Source organism: Parcubacteria group bacterium (assembly GCA_016204045.1).
Classification (GTDB): Bacteria; Patescibacteriota; Minisyncoccia; order Phycocordibacterales; family UBA2135; genus JACQLQ01.
Window position 1 is genome coordinate 181793 of sequence record JACQLQ010000001.1, and the last position, 19152, is coordinate 200944.

Annotated in this window: 22 protein-coding genes and 1 other RNA gene; 18 read left to right on the forward strand and 5 right to left on the reverse strand. The window is 50.0% G+C overall.

Going from position 1 to position 19152, the window contains the following annotated elements; genetic code table 11:
* Nucleotides 1-15 precede the first annotated feature (15 nt).
* The 9 genes from HY455_01075 (at nucleotide 16) to HY455_01115 (ending at nucleotide 8426) form a co-directional block, all read left to right on the forward strand.
* Nucleotides 16-2244 (forward strand): hypothetical protein, encoded by a 2229-nt coding sequence (locus HY455_01075; protein ID MBI4118119.1) that lies wholly within the window; start codon nucleotides 16-18, stop codon nucleotides 2242-2244.
* A gap of 38 nt (nucleotides 2245-2282) precedes the next feature.
* Nucleotides 2283-2600, forward strand: coding sequence for a hypothetical protein (locus tag HY455_01080; GenBank protein ID MBI4118120.1), 318 nt, complete (start codon nucleotides 2283-2285; stop codon nucleotides 2598-2600).
* A 60-nt stretch (nucleotides 2601-2660) separates the two neighbouring features.
* Entirely contained in the window at nucleotides 2661-3422 is a 762-nt protein-coding gene (locus tag HY455_01085; protein MBI4118121.1) for a hypothetical protein, read from the forward strand.
* 6 nt (nucleotides 3423-3428) lie between these two features.
* On the forward strand, nucleotides 3429-4208 hold the full coding sequence (locus HY455_01090) for a hypothetical protein (protein MBI4118122.1): 780 nt from the start codon (nucleotides 3429-3431) through the stop codon (nucleotides 4206-4208).
* Nucleotides 4205-5101 (forward strand): hypothetical protein, encoded by an 897-nt coding sequence (locus tag HY455_01095; protein MBI4118123.1) that lies wholly within the window; start codon nucleotides 4205-4207, stop codon nucleotides 5099-5101. Before HY455_01090 ends, HY455_01095 begins: the two co-directional genes overlap by 4 nt.
* Nucleotides 5102-5142: 41 nt before the next feature.
* Nucleotides 5143-5739: a nucleoside-diphosphate kinase gene (locus HY455_01100; GenBank protein MBI4118124.1), complete on the forward strand. Its 597-nt coding sequence runs from the start codon at nucleotides 5143-5145 to the stop codon at nucleotides 5737-5739.
* 240 nt (nucleotides 5740-5979) lie between these two features.
* On the forward strand, nucleotides 5980-6384 hold the full coding sequence (locus HY455_01105) for a hypothetical protein (GenBank protein ID MBI4118125.1): 405 nt from the start codon (nucleotides 5980-5982) through the stop codon (nucleotides 6382-6384).
* An 11-nt stretch (nucleotides 6385-6395) separates the two neighbouring features.
* A complete protein-coding gene (locus tag HY455_01110; GenBank protein ID MBI4118126.1) occupies nucleotides 6396-7757 on the forward strand; it encodes an MBL fold metallo-hydrolase in 1362 nt (453 codons plus the stop codon).
* Nucleotides 7758-7784: 27 nt separating this feature from the next.
* Nucleotides 7785-8426: an LOG family protein gene (locus HY455_01115; protein MBI4118127.1), complete on the forward strand. Its 642-nt coding sequence runs from the start codon at nucleotides 7785-7787 to the stop codon at nucleotides 8424-8426.
* Nucleotides 8427-8474: 48 nt separating this feature from the next.
* Here the strand turns inward: HY455_01115 and rplT are convergent, their stop codons facing one another.
* The 4 genes from rplT to HY455_01135 all read right to left on the reverse strand — a co-directional run bounded on the left by rplT (nucleotide 8475) and on the right by HY455_01135 (nucleotide 10868).
* Nucleotides 8475-8822 (reverse strand): 50S ribosomal protein L20, encoded by a 348-nt coding sequence (gene rplT / locus HY455_01120; GenBank protein MBI4118128.1) that lies wholly within the window; start codon nucleotides 8820-8822, stop codon nucleotides 8475-8477.
* A 5-nt stretch (nucleotides 8823-8827) separates the two neighbouring features.
* Nucleotides 8828-9007: a 50S ribosomal protein L35 gene (locus HY455_01125; GenBank protein ID MBI4118129.1), complete on the reverse strand. Its 180-nt coding sequence runs from the start codon at nucleotides 9005-9007 to the stop codon at nucleotides 8828-8830.
* Between the two features lie 63 nt (nucleotides 9008-9070).
* A complete protein-coding gene (infC, locus tag HY455_01130; GenBank protein MBI4118130.1) occupies nucleotides 9071-9580 on the reverse strand; it encodes a translation initiation factor IF-3 in 510 nt (169 codons plus the stop codon).
* Nucleotides 9581-9707: 127 nt separating this feature from the next.
* Nucleotides 9708-10868 (reverse strand): AAA family ATPase, encoded by a 1161-nt coding sequence (locus HY455_01135; protein ID MBI4118131.1) that lies wholly within the window; start codon nucleotides 10866-10868, stop codon nucleotides 9708-9710.
* A 116-nt stretch (nucleotides 10869-10984) separates the two neighbouring features.
* On the opposite strand from HY455_01135, the gene HY455_01140 reads away from it, so the two are divergent.
* From HY455_01140 to HY455_01180, 9 genes are all read left to right on the forward strand, one after another.
* Entirely contained in the window at nucleotides 10985-12961 is a 1977-nt protein-coding gene (locus tag HY455_01140) for a M13 family metallopeptidase (GenBank protein MBI4118132.1), read from the forward strand.
* 47 nt (nucleotides 12962-13008) lie between these two features.
* The gene (gene smpB / locus HY455_01145; GenBank protein ID MBI4118133.1) at nucleotides 13009-13458 is read left to right on the forward strand and encodes an SsrA-binding protein SmpB; all 450 of its coding nucleotides are present in this window, start codon (nucleotides 13009-13011) and stop codon (nucleotides 13456-13458) included.
* Between the two features lie 412 nt (nucleotides 13459-13870).
* Nucleotides 13871-14271, forward strand: a transfer-messenger RNA (tmRNA) gene (ssrA, locus tag HY455_01150).
* A gap of 131 nt (nucleotides 14272-14402) precedes the next feature.
* The gene (locus tag HY455_01155) at nucleotides 14403-14687 is read left to right on the forward strand and encodes a GIY-YIG nuclease family protein (GenBank protein MBI4118134.1); all 285 of its coding nucleotides are present in this window, start codon (nucleotides 14403-14405) and stop codon (nucleotides 14685-14687) included.
* Between the two features lie 467 nt (nucleotides 14688-15154).
* The gene (locus HY455_01160; protein ID MBI4118135.1) at nucleotides 15155-15676 is read left to right on the forward strand and encodes a GrpB family protein; all 522 of its coding nucleotides are present in this window, start codon (nucleotides 15155-15157) and stop codon (nucleotides 15674-15676) included.
* Nucleotides 15677-15731: 55 nt separating this feature from the next.
* Nucleotides 15732-16082 carry a DUF1653 domain-containing protein gene (locus HY455_01165; GenBank protein MBI4118136.1) on the forward strand — a complete coding sequence of 117 codons (351 nt, stop codon included), beginning with the start codon at nucleotides 15732-15734 and terminating at the stop codon, nucleotides 16080-16082.
* A gap of 149 nt (nucleotides 16083-16231) precedes the next feature.
* Nucleotides 16232-16474, forward strand: a complete 243-nt coding sequence (locus HY455_01170) for a hypothetical protein (protein ID MBI4118137.1) — start codon at nucleotides 16232-16234, stop codon at nucleotides 16472-16474.
* Nucleotides 16475-16492: 18 nt separating this feature from the next.
* Complete coding sequence (locus HY455_01175) at nucleotides 16493-17341, forward strand: hypothetical protein (protein ID MBI4118138.1); 849 nt, start codon at nucleotides 16493-16495, stop codon at nucleotides 17339-17341.
* A gap of 159 nt (nucleotides 17342-17500) precedes the next feature.
* On the forward strand, nucleotides 17501-17836 hold the full coding sequence (locus HY455_01180) for a hypothetical protein (GenBank protein ID MBI4118139.1): 336 nt from the start codon (nucleotides 17501-17503) through the stop codon (nucleotides 17834-17836).
* Nucleotides 17837-17924: 88 nt separating this feature from the next.
* Here HY455_01180 and HY455_01185 read toward each other — a convergent pair whose 3' ends face one another.
* On the reverse strand, nucleotides 17925-19151 hold the full coding sequence (locus HY455_01185) for an aminotransferase class I/II-fold pyridoxal phosphate-dependent enzyme (GenBank protein MBI4118140.1): 1227 nt from the start codon (nucleotides 19149-19151) through the stop codon (nucleotides 17925-17927).
* Between the last annotated feature and the right edge of the window lies 1 nt (nucleotide 19152).

Consider the following 19152-nt stretch of genomic DNA (forward strand, 5'->3'; position numbering starts at 1 on the left):
GTCGCCTAATCTCTTATGGCAAAGTTCGAAAAACCCATGGGCATTGGAGGAAATGAAGGGGCTCCTGAAGCGCCACGTAGCTTTTCTCGACAGGAAAAAGCGAAGCTCACCCGGGAGATTAATGCGCTCGAGCGGCAGCTAGAGCGACTTGCTCATGAAGACAATGGAAAGCCTGGCACAAAAGCAGAAAGAGAGCGGGTTGGAGCAGAACGCAACAGACTTTGGGATTTGCGGAATCAAATGGATGAAGCTCCCGCTGTTGCCCCTAAAGATGTGTTTTCTGAAGTGCCTTTGGGCGAAGGGTCTTTTGACGAGACCGATGATGTCTCTCCAGAGGCAATGCGTGTTGCGGGGGAAACGTACGGGAGTGCGCCTGTGAAAGACACGGAAGTACCTCTTGACCCGGAACTCCCCAAGGCGCCGCCAGCTCCTCCATACGCCTCTTCTGCGTGGACGGGAAGGTTTACGCCAGAAGAAGAGGCTGCAAACAAAAAGATAACGGCTTTCAAAAGGCGCATCCAAGCAATTAAGGAGGGAAAAGTCCCCGCGTCTTCAGCTGAAGACGAGCGTCAGTTTTTAGAAGAGTTAGGTAAAATGGTTCCCACTGTGGATCCTACCGAAGAGGACGCTGTAGAGGGTGGGTGGATTCACAAAAAGCGTGCTGACGCGGAAGTTTCGCCGCGTATGTCTTCTGACCGTGGTGGCGTACCCACTGTGCAAGATGCTGTAGATGCGGGGATTCTCGAGCAAGAACAAGAACCACGAAGGCCGCGTGGGCGTAGGCAAGCACTCGTAACACCAAAAGCGGACAGCGAATTCCCCCAGGCTGAAAGAGCGATGACTCCTGAGGAACAAGCAGAGCGTATGGAAGCGTGGTTGGGCGCAATGCAAGCGTCTCTTCAAGCTGAAGCAGAAAGAAAAAGCCTCTGGCAGTATATGAAGGGAGCGAGTGAGCGCTATAGCAAGCTTCCTTTTTATCAGAAAATTGCCGTTGGACTTGCCCTCACAGCGGGTGTCGGAAGCGGGGCCCTTCTTGGTGGACCTGCTGGACTTGCTGTTACCGCTGGGGCCATGGCAGCAAAACTAGGAGTTGGGTTTCTCACATTCCTCGGCACGTACGAAGCGGTTGAGTCGCTAGCAGAGAGGTCAAGGGAGAGGCAAATAAAATTTTGGAACAAATATCCGAAGGTGTTGGGGGCTGTTGCTGGAGCAATATCCGGTGGAATCTCTGCGTATAGTATTGGGCACGCACTCGAATGGGTTGCGGACACCTTTGCAGTAAACGCTACCGAAGGGGCAGCTCGTGTCGCTACAGAGGTTGCCGTAGGGTCTGGGGCGGATCTCAAGGCAGAACTCGGCGCATTAGGGGTTGAGACATCTTCGGCGTCAGACTACGCACCTGGATCAGGCGTCTACGGTACTGAAGTAGCAGCTTCTCAAGATGGTGTTGTGGAGGGTGTGGCGCAGGAGGCCGCACGTACTGCTCCTGAAATTACCGCAGAAGCTGTTCGCACTATTACAGCAGAAGTTGCAAAAGGCGACACGGTCTGGGGGCTTCTTAAGGGGGCGATCAGCACCGATCTCCAAGGGCTTTCTCCTGAGCAACAGACCTATGTCATCGATGGAATCAAAGACAAACTTGCGGCCATGAGCCCACAGGAATTAAAAGATATAGGCATTAAGAGCGGCAACATTGACCGTATTTTTCCAGGGCAAAAGATTGATTTCACTACTCTCTTGGGGGATTCTTCTTTGGTTGAGAAACTAAAGACGGGAGCAGAGAATCTCACAGCAGAACAACTCCAGAATATCCGCGAGGGGGGAGCCGTGGGTGCTGCACCCGCCCCCGAAGTAGTAGAAGCACCTACGGTGGGCGAAGTGCCCAAAACTGCGGAGGGGGCTCCCGAGACCAACCTTAATCAGGAAACGGAAGGTGTGGAGCGTATGGGCGCAGAGATTTTCTTTGACAAATCGGCGGCAAATATCTATGAACAAGCGAATGGAGAGCTCGTTGCGTGGGGTGGTACGGATGATGCAAAGGCGGCACTGGCGGAGCGTCTCGCAAGCGAGACAGGTAAGCAAGTCAGGGTAGATGCGTCTATGGGCTCGTATTATGTCACCCCAGAAGGCTCGCGTGTTTCGATTGAAGAAACCTTTAAAAGTTTTGGTGACTGGTGGGGTCGCCTTTGGGGGAATATGCCAGAGCCTGAAGGAGTAACCACCATGCTTACACGTAATAAATAATGTTTATTCATTAACTTAGTAATCATTTAATATTCATTATGCCCATGCTCCAAAGCAATCTCCAGCAGAAAATAGCGACCGAACTTGGTGTAGGTAGTCTCCCCCCTGAAAGCCAGCGGCGCATCATTGCACGGCTCGGAGAGATCATCCTCCAGCGCGCAACGATGAACATCCTTGATGTGCTTCCTCAAGAAAAACGGGGCGAATTTGGGAAGCTTGCAGCAGGCGAGGACCAAGGAGCTGTAGAGATGTTTTTGAAAGCACATGTACCAAATGCCGAGGAGCTTGTGAACGCAGCTATCAGGCAAGAAGTCGAGGCATTCAAAGGATTCAAGGCGCAACTAGCAGCAAACTAGATAGTGTTTTCATACGAAGCGAACAATGCTAGAGTGGAGACATCCGCTTTAGCATTGTTTATGAAGAACACATTTGAAGGGGCGTCAAAGCCAGAAGAAGGGAAAAAACGTCTTGAGGATATTGAAGAACTCAAAGGTCCCATTGAGGTAATCTTTGGCCAACTCGCTGAAAGTATCGAACGGGGTGAATGGCCCGACCTCATCGTCGGCGATGACGCATCAGGAAGAATCCCCACGTTAATTGTTGCAGGAGTGCTAAAAGAAATTGCCGAAGCACGCGGACTCGAGAAGCCGGACACGCTGTTTTTTGCAGGGGTTAAGAGCATTGATGAGGAGATAGCAAAAGGACGAAGAAATAAAATCCTCGAAAGCCTTAAGCAGCTCGAGAAGCGCAAGGATCGAAAAACTAGACGGGCTCTTTTGATCACCGACACTCTTGTAACGGGGGGTACAATACAAGATATTGCGGATGCAATAGTACAAGAAGCACGTATACCGATGGATATTGTCACTATAGCAGCAAAATCCTCCGCTGATTTACGGCAGCTTCTAAAGAATAAACTAGGTGCTCGCTCAATAATTTTTGGCAGATTTGATAAGACTCCCGGTATATACGGCGCCCACACGTTTGGTGGGGTGGAGAAGGCAGATAGAGTGTCTATTCACGCGCAAGCGATGAGAAAGGACCCCGATATGTTACTAGATGTTCTTCAGGACTCAATCAACCAAGCCCGCGCCGACGCCAAATCAATCGCCCACGAGATCGCGGAAGCGTACTTAGCAAAACACCCTCAAAAGGAGGAGAGAAAGAGGGCGGCGTAGTATTTTATGGAAAATCCATTTAAAAAAATTGAGTCAAAACCACAGGAAAAGATGGACACCAAACCACAGAAGTTTGAAGTCATCGTGGATTTAAAGGAACCGATCCAAAGAATCCTCGACCAACTCTCCGAGCGTATTGAACGCGGCGAGTGGTACGACCTCATCGTCGGAGATGACGCTTCGGGGCGCATCCCCGCACTCATTATTGCAGAAGTATTGAAGAAAATCGCAGACGCAAGGGGATTCGAGCACCCCAAAGTATTGTTTTTTGCCGGTGAACGTTCACAGCATACGCCTGGGGCGAAAAAGGAGCGACAGCAGAAAATTGCAGAAGCACTTCAAAAAGTTGAAAAGCAGAAAGTGGGCACATCGAGCAGTGCACTCTTGGTCACTGACACTCTAATTAGCGGAGAAACAATTGAAGATATTGCACGAGGTCTCACAATGCAAAATACTTTCTTTGATCTCGCAACAATATTTCTTAGCGAAAGCAGAGGCGCTACAATATTGGCATCTCAACTTGGCGCAAGGTCGGTCATCTCAGGAGATGGAACAACAGAAATTTATAAAAAGAGTGGCATCGGCGGGGTCATAAAAGGAAGCAATGTTTTTTCGATTCATGCCAACCCAGTCAGGGCGGATCCCTCTTTTGAGAGTCGCTCGCCAGAGGTGATTCAGAAGGTCATCAACCAAGCCCGCGCCGACGCCAAATCAATCGCCCACGAGATCGCGGAAGCGTACTTAGCAAAACACCCTCAAAAGGAGGAGAGAAAGAGAGCGGCATGATACAATGGCTTAACTATATGACATTCAATCCTTTTGAAGAGCGTGGCACACGGGGTAGGGAGCAAATGAACGCTGTTGAGCGTGCTCTCTTGGAACGGGCACACAAAGAGGCTGCTCTGATCTTGAATAGTACAAAAATTAAGCCCGAGGATTTTAAGGGTTTATACGATGCAGATCGAATAGCCAGAGACGTAGCGTACGTGAAGGAAAAACAGCTTCAATTTGAGGCGGACACTGACGAGGGGAGACGGGAGGCAAAGCGCCTTGCGGTTATTTTCGAAGGCATTTTTCACAAAGGAGCATCTGAATTTGGGTGGCTTGGGGAAGGAGCGCGTGTTATTAAAACCTCGGATGTTGATGACATTCGCCATGGTGTCGACGGTATCATTGAGTTTGATCGGGAGGACACAGGTATGGACCACCTGGCGATAGGGGTTGATGTGACGTATAGCGGCCAACTCGCAGACAAATTTAGGAAAATTCGTGCAGACATTGAAAATGGCACACTCCCGACCATAGAATATTTTAGGTCCGGTAACTACAGAGGAGAATTAGAGAATGTACCCCGAGTGGTAGTTGGTGCCGAACAGCCGCACATCATACAGTTGTGCAAAGATATTTTTCTCGACCCTAAACCAGAGCAATTGTCGCGGCACCCATTCCAAATGCTGCAACTGAGGCAGATGCGTCTTCAGTTGGAAGCGTTTGCCGATTATGCGGCGAAACTGAAACGTGGCCCCATTGAGCAAGTGTATCGCCGTGACGCAGAGATAGTACGAAAGATTCTTCAGCAAAAAAGTGTGGCCGGGGGTATCCGTCTGGGGGACTGGGAAAATGACCGCGTCTTTGCAGCAATCCAACGCGAACTCGAGACACTTAAGGGTGCGAAGTAAGGGCGATTGCCGAAATAATTTCTTTCCATTACAATACCCACATGTCAGATTACAAAAAATTCAAAGAAGAAAGGACGTTCGTTTTGGTCAAGCCAGACGGAGTTCGCAAGGGACTCATTGGCGAGATTATAGGACGCTTCGAACAGCGTGATTTAAAAGTGGTTGCCTTAGAGATGTTTTTGCCCACAAGACAGCAGATTAGTGATCACTATCCCAAAGACCAGAAATGGATCACGCGGTTGGGCGAAAAGTCGCTCGGTACGTATGGCAAATACGGCGTTGACCCGGTAAAGGAGCTTGGCACAGATGACGCCGCAAAAATTGGCGCGATGGTCCGCGAGTGGCTCGTCGACTATATGACCTCTGCCCCGCTCGTGCGGATGGTCGTCCAAGGGGTGCATGCTGTCGACATGGTGCGTAAGATCGCAGGCCCCACTATTCCCTCTATGGCAGACATGGGCACCATTCGCGGAGACTATTCTGCGGACTCGCCAGCTATCGCAAACACAGAAAGACGAGCAGTTATGAACCTCATTCACGCTTCAGAGACTCCCGAAGAGGCGGAACACGAGATTGAGCACTGGTTCGGCAAAAAACCGGCCATCTTTTCCTACAAACGTTTTCTCGACGTGTGGTAGACATCTCCCCAACGTGTTAAACTAGAAGTAGTTATTGGAGTAAAAATCCATATTGTGAAACCCTCGGGAGCTCTAATTGGCGTGTCTTGCTGATTCGTTCAGGGGATGCGTTCTGCGGGCACCCACGTAACTTACGCTTGGGTTTTTCTACTCCAATAACTATTTAAAAATAGATCGCTTACAGTGATCTATTTTTAATATAGAGCGAATGCGATATACTAGATACCATATACTTCGATTATGTTCCGCCATACATTTTTCTACTTTCTCTTCTCTATCCTTCTTGTACTTGCACCAGTGCATGTCCTCGGCATCAAACACTTTTGGTTTGCCGCCTATCCACCCCTCGATCTTGTGTTACATTTTGTCGGCGGTCTCTGGATAGCGGGCATGGGTTTGTGGCTGTTTTTCCTATCGGGCCTCTCCAAAGCCACGTACCGAGACAGAATACCCAAAGTCCACGTTGTTTTTGGTGCTCTTGTCTTCGCGCTCATGATAGGCGGCTTGTGGGAGATATTTGAAGTTATCAACGACTCAACACTTCGAGGATACCCCAACTATGTCTTCGACACCCTAACCGACCTTGTTGCTGATACAACGGGCGCTCTCTTGGTCGCTTGGTATTTTGTCAAAAAATATTTGTAGTTGTTCACACAATGAGCAAAGCACAGCTGACATTTTGCGGAGGAGCAGGAGAAGTAACAGGCTCCAATTTCCTGCTCCAGACCGGTGAGGCAAACATCCTCGTCGATTGCGGTTTGTTCGAGGGATGTGCGACATGTGGCGACAAAAATATAGACCCATTTCCATATGACCCGAAGAAGATCGATGCTCTTTTTGTGACCCATCCCCACGTAGACCATGTGGGGAGAATCCCCAAACTTGTAAAAGAAGGTTTCCGAGGAGTCATTTATTCTCTCCCCCCCACCAAAGATATTGTAGAAATTGTGTATGCCGATGCCTTGGAGATTATGAGGGAGGAGACAGCTAGAACGGGCACCCCGTTTTTGTACGGACCTGAAGATGTTAGACAAACACTTGCTTTGTGGGAAACAAAAGAGTACCACACCCCCTTTGTGGTAAAAGACCTTACCATCTCCTTCAAAAATTCCGGTCATGTCTTGGGTTCTGCAATGGTAGAGATTGCGCGCGGGGGCAAGAAGGTTGTCTTTACCGGCGACCTTGGCAACTTTCCTTCGCCCCTCTTGCCGGATCCAGACTCAGTTACTGATGCCGACTATCTCGTGATGGAGAGTGTATATGGGGATAGGAATCACGAGGAGCGCAACGAACGTCGCTCGAGGCTTGAAGACATTATAGAGGAAACCTCTCGAAACAAAGGAGTGCTCATGATCCCAGCCTTTTCTCTCGAGCGTACCCAAGCCATTCTTTACGAAATCGAACGCATGGTCGAGGAGCGGCGTGTGCCGCGCATGCCCGTCTTCCTTGATTCACCGCTCGCCATCAAGATTACCGACATTTATAAGAAGTATACCTCCTACTTTAACAAGAGCGCAGGCATGGAAGCGAAAGATGGTAGCGGCATTTTCAGTTTTGCCGAACTCTCCTTTACGAGGACATCTGATGAATCAAAACGCATCGTCGAAGTGCCCGCACCAAAAATTATTATCGCGGGAGGTGGCATGTCAGAAGGGGGGCGCATTGTCTTCCATGAGAAGCGCTATCTCCCCGAGGCAAAGAATACCCTCCTCATTATGGGGTACCAGGCTCCAGGCACGCGTGGGCGCGAGATAGAAGACGGCGCAAAGATAATAGAGATTTTTGGGGAGAAGGTTCCCGTGAAAGCGCGCGTGCTCTCCATTAGCGGCTATTCGGCGCACATGGATTCCGAGCGCTTGCTTGAATTTGTGGCAAATGACACAGACGCCGCCAAACGGATATTTGTGGTAATGGGGGAGCCCAAATCCGCCTTTTTCTTAACACAACGCATCCGCGACTATTTGGGCCTCGACGCCGTTGCCCCACAGCAAGGCGACACCTTCACCATCGACTTCTAGTCCGCGACACGCGCCACAAGGTTGTGTATGGTATACTATAGTCATAACGTAGCATTCAACATGCACCCCGACGAAAAAAAACACGTCCATCTGAAACTAAAGATCTGCGTTTCTGGCGCGGCGGAGACAGGACACTGCGGTCCCGATGCGCTCGATTCGGCAAAGGAGGTGGGTCGGCAGATTGCACGACAAGGCGCTGTTCTGGTGACGGGTGCAACCACTGGTTTTCCTCTCTGGTCGGCAATGGGTGCCAAGGAAGCAGGCGGCATTTCCCTCGGTCTCTCTCCTGCTTCTACGGAAGAAGAGCACATCGGGGTTTACAAGCTTCCCGTCGACTATCTTGATCTAATCATTTACACAGGCTTCGGGTATTCCGGAAGAAATTTGCTCTTGACCCGCTCATCCGATGCCGTTATCGTCGGATGCGGGCGTATCGGGACCGTAAACGAATTCACCATAGCGTTTGAAGACAAGAAACCAATCGGCGTTTTGGAAGGATCATGGGAGACAGACGAGGTGTTTAAAAACATTATCGAAAAAGCGCACCGGCCTAACGGTAAGATTGTCTTTGACTCCGACCCCAAGGCGCTCGTTGAAAGGCTTGTGGAGCTCGTGAAGAAAGAGAAGAAGCATTACTATCTTTACGAACGGAATAAGGCGATTGAGTAACATTGAAGAAACAAAAACAGGTCCGACCATGGTCGGACCTGTTTTTGTTTATCGAGATTTCTCCAACACCTTCTTGAATACTTCGGGATTGTTCTCGGCGAGATCGGCGAGGGACTTGCGGTCCAAACCGATACCCTTCTGTTTCAGCATGTAAATGAATTCTGAGTAGGGGATATTTCCGTATTCGCGGACTGCGGCATTGATTTTGACCTGCCACAGGCGGCGGAAATCCTTCTTTTTCTTGCGACGATGCGCAAAGGCGTGTACTCCGGCGTGCGCAATAGCTTCGTGTGCTTGGCGCACCTTTTTGCTCCTGCCAAATCGATAGCCCTTTACTTGCTTAAGGGTGTTTCGACGGCTCTTTGTTCGCATTGTCCCTCTTTTTACTCGTGGCATGGTAGTTAGATAATGAATCGCTGCTTTGCCTTTGCTGACATGTTAAATGAGCGCAAACGATTGCGGTCGAGCTTGTCCGACGACTTTTTCCTGGAACGAAAATGGTTCTGCCCGCCTCTGCGCGCAAGCATTTTTCCATTTTTCGTGACCTTCAGTCGCTTGGTGTAGGATTTGTTGGTTTTCATGAAAATTGCGTCCAGTTTTTTTTATTTCTTCGAGCGAAGACGAAATATAGGACTTACTACCCTCTATTTCTTTGCTCGTTCGAGTATGACAGCGAGACCTTTAGGGCTTCTCCTCGGCCCGTCAGCGATTTTGTATTCTTCAGTGATAAGGCGCAAGACCCGCTCCAGTCGTTCTTGCAGGAACTCTTTAGGCAGGTATTTTGCTCTACCCGCTAGAAAGAGGTCCATCTTAACTCGGCATCCCTCCTTCAAAAACTTAGACGCCTGCTTTGCCTTGAGTTCTAGGTCGTGCTCCCCGGTACCTATCTTAATCTGGAGGGATTTTGTCTCGGTTCCTTGTACTTTAACCCCCTTTTGCTTCTTCTGCTCCAGATACTGAAACTTACCATAATCCATGATTTTGGCAACCGGCGGGGTGGCATTGGGCGAAATCTCAATCAAATCAAGGCTCCGCCCTTGTGCCGCCTCAAGAGCTTCCTTAAAGGGGATAACACCGAGGTTTTCTCCGTCGTCGGTTACCACACGGAGTTCCTGTGCTCGTATTTGGTTGTTTATCCTCACCTTTGCTTTCAGATTACGCTAGTATAGGGGATTTCCTCTGAAAGAGCAAGCCCAAACACCAATGCGTGCATTGGTGTTTGGGCAAGCAAAAACCCGCTCCGCCATCCGCCAAATGGCGGAGCGGACGCGGGCTTGTCTCTTATATACGTATACGCGCGATTTCGTAGTTGGAGTACATCTTATTCCCAGTCACGTCCTTTGCTCCGGCAAAGAATGGAGGGAGAGAGACGGCGCTGTTCTCCTCCGTAAGCTCTATCTCGAGGAGTAGGAGCCCAGGAGCGGGTCCATGGAATCGATCAAGCTCGAAATATTGGCCCTGCCAGACGAAGCAATACCGGTCTTTCTGCACAACGGCAAACCCAGGGTCGCGCAACTGCGCGAGTTCTCCGTACGTTTCAGACGAGATATGCTTTTCTGTTTCTGCGCGGGCAAAAGTACCAGGAAGTTCCCACTTGTGCGTCCGGTAGTAGACAGATGCCCCGTTTTGGCCCCTGCGTCGGATGCGTCCTTCGTTACCAGTAGCACCTCCGCTCAGATACATCTGTTCTATGTCTACGCGGACAAAGGGAACAGGGAGTTGCTCCGGCTCAAAGGATGGGTCAATGAGATATTTGCGCTCAATCTCAAGCGGTACTGGAATGCCGAGCACACGACACACCTCCTGAAAGAGGCGCTTCAGCTTTCCTTCAAAGTCGGTTGAGTTATCAATAACACGGAGATGAGGGTGTCCAATCCATGCCTCGAGCGTCTTTGCGTCCTGCGTACGCGCTTCCTCGAGAGTCTCGCGACGAGCGGTATTGTTAGCAAGCGTGTAAAACGCCTCTGCGCCTAGTGCGGCAGTGACCAGATGGAACGCCGCGTGATAGGGGAGGTCGCGGATATGAGGAATTGAGAGTCCGAATTCACGCACCAGCGCCTCGAAGAATGCTGGCTTTGTGTACGCGAGGATATCCATGAACCCGCGGTCGCAGAGCACCACTTTCCTTTTTGCGCTTGAGTGTCGTACGTAACGACGGAAGTTCACCTCTTTTGCGAGCGTTTCCTCGAATACAATATGCTCGAACGTGTCAAAGTCGAACCCGTTCGCTTCTGGACGAATGCCGGCATTGATGAGGTTGGTCGGAGTCTCGGAAAAAATAAAGACAGTAAAACCTAAATTAGAGAGTTTTTCTTGGAGGTAACAAAAGCCCGTCGTCTTGCCAGCACATGGTCCGCCCTCGAATACGAGGAATACGGTATCATCCACCGAAAAACACTCAATGATTTCCCGTTCGTTCCTGAAGCGAGGAAGCATCGGCATCACCTCGTCTCCTTTCTCCCTGTATCCTAACTCGCCCACCACCTTTTTGAAAGCGTTGAAAAAGAGGTAGAATCGAGATACTCTACGCAAAGATGCAACGGCCCAAGAAAACTACAATGAACAAGAAAGCGGGAAGCGTCACGACCAAAGGTGGCGAGCTTGATATGAGTATCAAGCCGACAGACGATTTCTTTAATTTCGTAAATGGCACCTGGCGCGCGCAGAACCCCATACCACCCACTGAAAAGAGTTGGGGGTCATTTGACATCCTACAAAAGAAAAACCTGCAAGAACTTCGCGTGATTCTCGAGGAATTACGGAGAGGGGTGGCAGACGTGTCCGATAGAGAAGTTAGTCTCCTCCGAGGCTATTACGTGAGTGCCATGGATGCGCAAACGTGCAACGATCTTGGTGTGGGTCCGCTCCTTCCGGTCTTTCAAAGAATTGATGCTATCCAAACGATTGAGGAGATGGTTCTTCTTGTCGCCCAATTTCATAGAGACGGCATAAGCGCTCTATTCCCCCTCTACGCGTACAGGAATCTTGTCGAAGCAGATGTCGTCGAATTTGCCCTAGGACAAGGAGTGTTTGGGCTTCCGGACAAGATATACTATGTTTCTTCCGACAAGCATATGCAGGACATGCGTCGTGCGTACGAGAAACATGTGCAAGCCATGTTTTTGCTCTCTGGACTCTCGCGTAAGGAAGCACACGATAGCGGGCGCATTGTTCTTGAGATCGAAACTGCGTTCGCGAGTGCATCACGGACAAGTACTGAGTTGCGACAGATTGAGAAGACATTGAACCCGCGTACCTTGGAGGAGCTTGAGCGCGATGCCCCGGCGGTCCCATGGCAGCGCTATTTCAAGGAACTCGGAGCAGTTCCTCCCGAACGGCTGAACGTTGAAGTGCCGGAGTTTGTTATCGCATTGTCGCACATGCTCGAAGCAGTACCTCTGTCGAAGTGGAAAGCGTACCTTCGCTGGATGGCGCTTCTGTCTTGTGCCGGTGCGTTAAGTGATGACTTTGTGAAGGAACGCTTCAACTTTTACGGCCGCGTACTCTCTGGAGTAAAGAAGATGAAGCCGCGTTGGGAGCGGGTCATACCCGACGTTAACAATTCGGTGGGAGAGATTCTTGGCAAACTGTATGTGAAGCGTCATTTCAGCGAGGCATCAAAGATGCGAGTTCGCGCCATCGTACAGCATTTGCGAAAAGCGTACGAGGCGCGTATCGCATCACGCCCATGGATGGGGGAGGCGACGAAGGAGCGCGCCCGAGCGAAGCTCCGCGCCGTTGAAGAGAAAATCGGCTATCCAGACACATGGAGAGACTACACTTCGCTCGAATTACCCGGCGGCTCATATTTGGAAAATCGTTTCGCAGTCAATCGTTTTGATTTCGACTACATGCTTTCAAAAGTTGGGAAGCCGCAGAATCGAGAGGAGTGGTATTGTCCTCCGCAGACGGTCAATGCGTTCTTTGAGGGGCTCTTGGTTTCGATTACCTTTCCCGCCGCAGTGCTGCAGCCACCCTTCTTTGATCCAGATGCAGACGAGGCAACAAACTTTGGCGCGATCGGGATGATTATCGGGCACGAGCTCACGCACGGTTTCGATGATCAAGGAGCAAAGTTCGATGCCAAGGGGTATCTCAAGGACTGGTGGACACCCGAGGATCGAGCGGCGTTCGAAGAGCGCGCGCGCGAATTCACGAAGCAGATTGGCACATATCGAATTGTCGATGATATTCACGCAAACGGAGAGCTTACCCTCGGAGAGGCGGTTGCCGATTTGGGTGGGATTACGCTCGCGTACCACGCCATGCAAGAATATTTCAAGGAACATGGTAGACCAGAGAATGTGGACGGCTCGACTCCAGAACAGCGTTTCTTCTTTGGGCTTGCACGTGCGTGGCGCGATATCGTGCGCGACGAGCATCTCCGTGAGAGTGCGGTCACGGATCCACATCTGCCTCCGTATTGGCGTATCAATGGAATGCTTTCCAATATGACTGAATTTTTCTCTGCATTTGATGGTGGGCCTGGCGACAAGATGTGGCGTCCAGTAAACGAGCGAGTAGAGATTTGGTAATAGTTGAACGACCCAATTTGTGGGTCGTTTTATGTTATAGTCATGACATGGCGCTCGTGAGTAACAAAAAGGCATACCATAATTACGAAATCGAGGAAAAGCTCGAGGCGGGTATCGAATTGCTTGGTCACGAAGTAAAGTCTCTCAAAGGAGGTCGTGGTTCCCTTGAAGGGGCGTATGTAATCACGCGCGGAAAGGAGACCTTTTTGGTCAACATGAACATTCCTCCGTATCAGGTGGGAAATGTGGATAAGGAGTATGACCCCTATCGGCTTAGAAAGCTCTTGTTAAATAAGCGTGAAATTGCGACCCTGCTAGGTGTGGAAAAAGAAAAAGGCTTGACAATTATGCCTCTTTCGGTGTATAATAAGTCTAATAAGATAAAGGTTGAAATCGGTATTGCTCGTGGGAAGAAGAAGTATGACAAACGCGAAACACTGAAGCGCCGCACCGCAGAGCGCGATGTGGAAAGGGAAGCGAAGTCGCGCTTAAGCTAGCACGTTAAAAACTTTTGAACATTGAAACGTGGCCCACCCCGAACTCGGAAGGAGTTCTCATGCACACTGCCACGGTTACGCGACGCCACAAACCGACACCTGCCCAACTCGACGCGCAAGCGACGGGTTTCCTCATGTCCAACGGCTGCACCCCTGATGGTCGCCGCTTGGGCGAGTCACCGGATCCAGCACAGCGGGTGTTCGAACGCTGCTTGGTCCCGGTCGCCATCGTTCGGGTTCCCGTCGAACGGCAGTGGCCGCCGGCTCTGTCGGTAGCGTTGCAAGCGGCCTAGCACCGCTTCGGGTCAGGCCTGCGCACAACTAACGCGCAGGCCTGATCCCCACTTTTCAGTGTTTAATCTCACGGCCGGCCATTCGCCTAAAACAAGGTATACGGTATACTATTGTTTAGGGGGATGATCGGCTTCGACAAGGGGCGTACTTTGAAACGCGCAGGTAGAGCCGGGGTAACTCTTTAAAAGGCCCCAAACCACAAGTGCAAACAAATTGCGCTCAATCGTTTCTCCTTACTTTAAGGCGAACGACTTTGCGTTCGTGTACGCTTAAGCGACGAACGTGAACGCTCTCACTTTTGATTTCTGGTAGATGGATGAGAGTGTTATACCACCAGGATAGGCAAACGACTCGTTCCGATCGTTTCGCTGAAACCAAGGAGCTCGATGCAGTTCGATTTTGTATCTTTCATACGATCTGCATTTAAATCCGTCACATGACGGACTGAAAAATACTAAACCTGTAGATCCGTTTTAAACAACTCTTTGCACGCGGGTTCGATTCCCGCCATCTCCATTCGACTCGCCTCTTGAGGCTCGCTCATGGCAAGCCACCCAAGAAGTCATGCTATTCGCATGGCTTTTTGATTTACGCGAGACGCGAGTCGAATGCCCTGAGCGTTAGTCGAAGGGCTCGTGTATAATCGAATTATGTATTTTGTCTATATGATGAAAAACTCAATAAATAAATTATATGTTGGGATCACTCAAAATCCTGACGCGAGAGCCAGACATCATAATGAACAACGCGGAGCAAAATTTACAAAATACAAAACTGATTTTGGTATAGTTTTTCTGGAAAAATACACCACTCTCGCGGAAGCACGAAAACGAGAAATACAAATCAAAAAGTGGCGACGAGAAAAGAAAGAAAATCTGATTGAGCGATACAGCCAAGGATTGCCGACAAAAATGTCGCAGGTTTCCAAAGAGTGAGATAGCGAAGCGTCCCGTAATCTCCACTCAACAAAAATGAGCTCGCCACAAGCGGGCCATTTTTGTTGAGTGAAAAATGATGATAAAGAAAGCACCAGAAGTGTTTGCGAATTGCCGATCGCTATTGATTTTTTTGGAGGAGCTGGTAATCTTCCGATAGATTGATATGGGGTTTCTAGAGAAAAAATGCCACAAAAAATAAGCAGGCGTATAAACCTTTGTGATGAAAGAGGTGGTTTTCGGGTAATGGGTGAAGGCGGAATAGCCCTCAAGATCGGTGGTGGTGTGACAGAAGACGAGCGTAAAGAGATTCATGCGGCAGTGGAAGAGGCTATCAAAAAACTAGGATACGATACTGACTGGATTCCAATATTATAATCAACAAACAACAAACCCAACTGCACATTCGTGCAGTTTTTTCTTTATAAAACACGAAGCACGAGCACATTTTTTGATATACTTGTAACATGTCAGTTGGTCTTAAACGTGGCACAGTCAAAGTCATTCCCTATCAGAAGAAATGGGCTAAGGAATTTGAGAAAGAAAAAGCTCGCATTTTGAAGGTATGCGGAGACAAAATCATTGCCATTGAACACATAGGAAGTACATCAGTGCCAGGATTGGCTGCAAAACCGATCATTGATATTGCGGTCGGGGTAGCAAAGCTTAAGGATGCCGAAAAGTTACTACAACCACTTAAAAAGATTGGCTACAATTTTTATAAAAAGTTTCAACGCCAGAGATTGTTTATTGCGAAAGGTCCAGATGAGAGACGTACCCACTATCTCCATGTGATGCGCTACAACGGTTCTAAATGGAAAACAGATCAGCTCTTTCGTAATTACTTGCGCACGCATTCCGCAGAAGTTAAACGATACGCCGATCTTAAAAAAAGTCTTGCCAAAGAATATGCAGACGATAGAAAGAGCTACTCTGACCACAAAAATAAGTTTATACAATCGATTATTACTAAAGCCCAAAAATATTGAAGTTTTTTAAGTCTCCGAATACGCTATACTGTGCTTAGTCGACGAGTACACTAGTATGCCCCACGACATACCGCCGCCAGAAAAGCGTCCTGAACCAGGATACTATTACCATTACAAACACGATCCGAACGGACCTGTAAACAATTACGCATATTATATTTACGGGGTTGGTCATCATACTGAAGATAATTGTCGCCCCGAAGACGCATTCATGCAGGTGTATAGGCCGCTCTACGAAGCATATGTATACAAGAATGGTCGCATGTTTGATCTTCGCCCCCTGCATATGTTCTATGAACTAGCCGAACGGCATGGGCAAAAAGTGGAGCGCTTCACCAAGATTACTGATCCAGAGGTGATCGCTCTGCTTCGTGAGATTAAAGAGCGGATGTATTCTGACGAATAGGATAAATGAATAAGCACGACCTCGAGAGTCCCACCGCACGGACTCTTTTTGTTGATTATTGACACACACGCACTATGCGTGTTACTCTCTTGCAGGCTATCGGGTAGTACGAGTAGTAAAACCCCACAACAAGGATTCGGAGGAAAACGGTGGAAGCGATCGGGACGTATTGGTGGGTTTGGCTCTTGGGATGGGCTCTCTGTCTCGCGTACCTTGTCTTCAATCAACTTCGGCGCATGAATGGAATGCTTGGTGGCATCTGGAGGGCAGACGCACGTGGTGCCGTCAGGAGTTTCCAGCAAGGTCTCTTCGGCATGGTCATTGCTGGCGGTGCGGGAACGCTCTGCATTGTCCTTTTCATCGTCGCTGTTCTCATTAACATCGTCAGCTAATAGAGAGGAGCAACAGCAATGTGCATCTCGATGGCTAAGGCAGATTTCAGAGGTACGAAGATTTGCATCAATGCGACGAGAATGCCCAATGAGGGCATCGTGCACGTGCTCATGTACCAGAACGAAGTTGCGAACTTGGGTGTCGGACCCAATGCCATGTTGCTTCACATTCCTGCCGAGGGTATCGGCCAGAGGAATTTCATTGACACGCGCAAATTCAGCAGCATCATGGACGACATGGTTACTGCAGTAACGCCACGGTCTCGTGATAGCGGCGCGAAGAGCATGGGCTTTTCGAGGGTGGGTGGAAGCCGTGTGCAAGTGTTTGATGTCGGTATCTACACCATCATCCTTGCTGAAAAGGCCTCCGACATTCCTGCAGCGCTCAACCGTGTGCCGCAAGGGAAGCGCCCGAAAGTGAACAGGGAGCTCTTTGCGTTCTACGAACAGGCCTTCCCGGGGTATGCCGTCGCCTTGTGTTGTTTCAACAATCAAAGGTCGGTTAAGGCAGAGCCCATCATGGTGTGGTACAAGCCCCTGAAGAACACGGACGGCATGTACCGATTCCCGGCAATCGACTGCCACACGGGTGGAGTGCCCGATCTTACCGCCGATGTCGAGGTTGACCACTGGCTCTTCCTTGCCGCGGACGGGATGCGCGGCGGTAGCCACGTCACCTACAGTGAGGCGGCGGCGATTAAGCCTGAGGTTCACCAGCTTCTCCCGAAGCGCGTCTACGGCGCGTACTTCCGTGGACCGAGGCGGAACGGCGACTTCGGCGTTAGGCAGCCCGAAGATTTGAGCTCCTTTGGTTCGAACGACGCGGTACTGCGTCTTCCGCCTCCCGGGTTCAGGGTAGCGGCGTAAGTTCTTTAATCGTTGACCGCAGGGTTATTACCCCGCGGTTTTTTAATTACACCGATACGGCAATGTGCGGCGCCGACATTGACTCATCTCAAACCACGTGATACAACGTTGCAAGATATATAGTATCAACTCGGGACAAGGGCGGCCTGATGGGGAACAATGATGACGCTTGGTGAGAGATGGATGGAGAAACTGCGCTCGAGAAGCGCAGAAGCGGTGCTCTGGCTTGACCGCGAACGAAAGCGTGCCGACCAAATCATTGTGAATATCCAACGAACCATCGAGATTGCGGGGGACAACAGCAAACATCTTGCTGTTGCGATGGTCTTACAATACGGAGAAGATTATTACACAGAAGATGCGACCATGGAGAGTTTGCGCGGAGCCGCAAGATTGGTATGCAACTACTGTGTAGAAGAAGGTCTACACCCGCGCGTTGTTCGCGTGAATGGTCAGACCAATCTCGTCGTTTCGCCAAAGGAACTCGAAATCTAAAATATTGTCTTGGTTTAACGGCACCGCATCGGTGCTTTTTTGTTTACAAAAAAACCACCCTTCGACAAGCCCCGGGTGGCGATTGTATTTACTTCGGAAATTGAGAAAGTGCGACAAGAACTCCACTTGTAATATCTTTGTACGTATGTGCGGCCGTGACTTGGAAGCGAATCTCTTCTTCACCCCTCGGCACAACTGGGTATGTGATGCCCGTCGCGAGAATGTTCTTTTCGAAGAGATGCGCCACCAATTTCTGTGTTTTCTCTGTGTCTCGTGTGAGTAGGGGAACGATCGGGTGTTCATCTCCAAGCGTTTCAAATCCACGCGCTTCGAGCCCGAAGCGCAGATGCTCCGCCAAAGTGCGTGCTATTCTGACGCGTTCGATTCCCTCGAGACCGTCCAAGATCTGAAGGGCGCGCAAAGCGGCGGCCGCTTCGCCTGGAGTTATAGGGTTTGAATAGATGTAGGTAGGAGCTGTTTCCTTCAAATAAGCAACAGTTCTGCCATCTGCCACAACATACCCCCCATTGACCCCAAACGATTTACCCAAGGTGCCAATGAGTACATCTGCTTTCGCTCCGACATATTCTTCGGTGCCACGGCCAGTAGGCCCAAATGCTCCAACGCCGTGTGAATCATCGACGACGACGAACACCCCCTCCTCGTACTTGTCATTATGGGCTCGTGCGATTGCCATTATTTCGTGAAGTGGCGCATGATCGCCGCGCATACTGAAGATTCCATCCGTCACAATGCAGGCGCGTTTCGCCATGTGAGCATAGTGATCGAGTGACCACGCAAGCTCACTCATATCGAGGTGACGATAGACGGCACTCTTCACAGGGCGTGAGAGGCGAACAGCATTGATGATACTGTTGTGGTTGAGTTTATCGCTCACCACTAGTGTCTTGTCAGTGATGAGAGCATTCAAGGTTCCAAGAACAGCAGCATATGCGGAGCTAAAGAGTATCGCGTCTTCCCTCTCATGGAATGATGCGAGTCCCCGCTCCAATTCAATATGAGGGGTGGATGTGCCGGAGATGAATCGCACCGCTCCTGGGCCAACACCAAAGCGGTGAGTGGCCTCGACCTCGGCTGTGATGACTCGTTCGTCGCAGTCTAGCCCGAGATAGGAGTTTGAATTCATCTTTAAGAATGTTCTGTCGCCGTGCCCCAAAAGCATAACGCGTGGTCCCGTGCCGTCTTTGGCTGGCACGACAGCGGACACGACGTGTTCATTGCCTTTCAATGTGCCAGTAGCACCAAGCTCTCGCAATTTTGCCGAGAAAACGTGAGCGAGCTTCTCTGTGGGCATT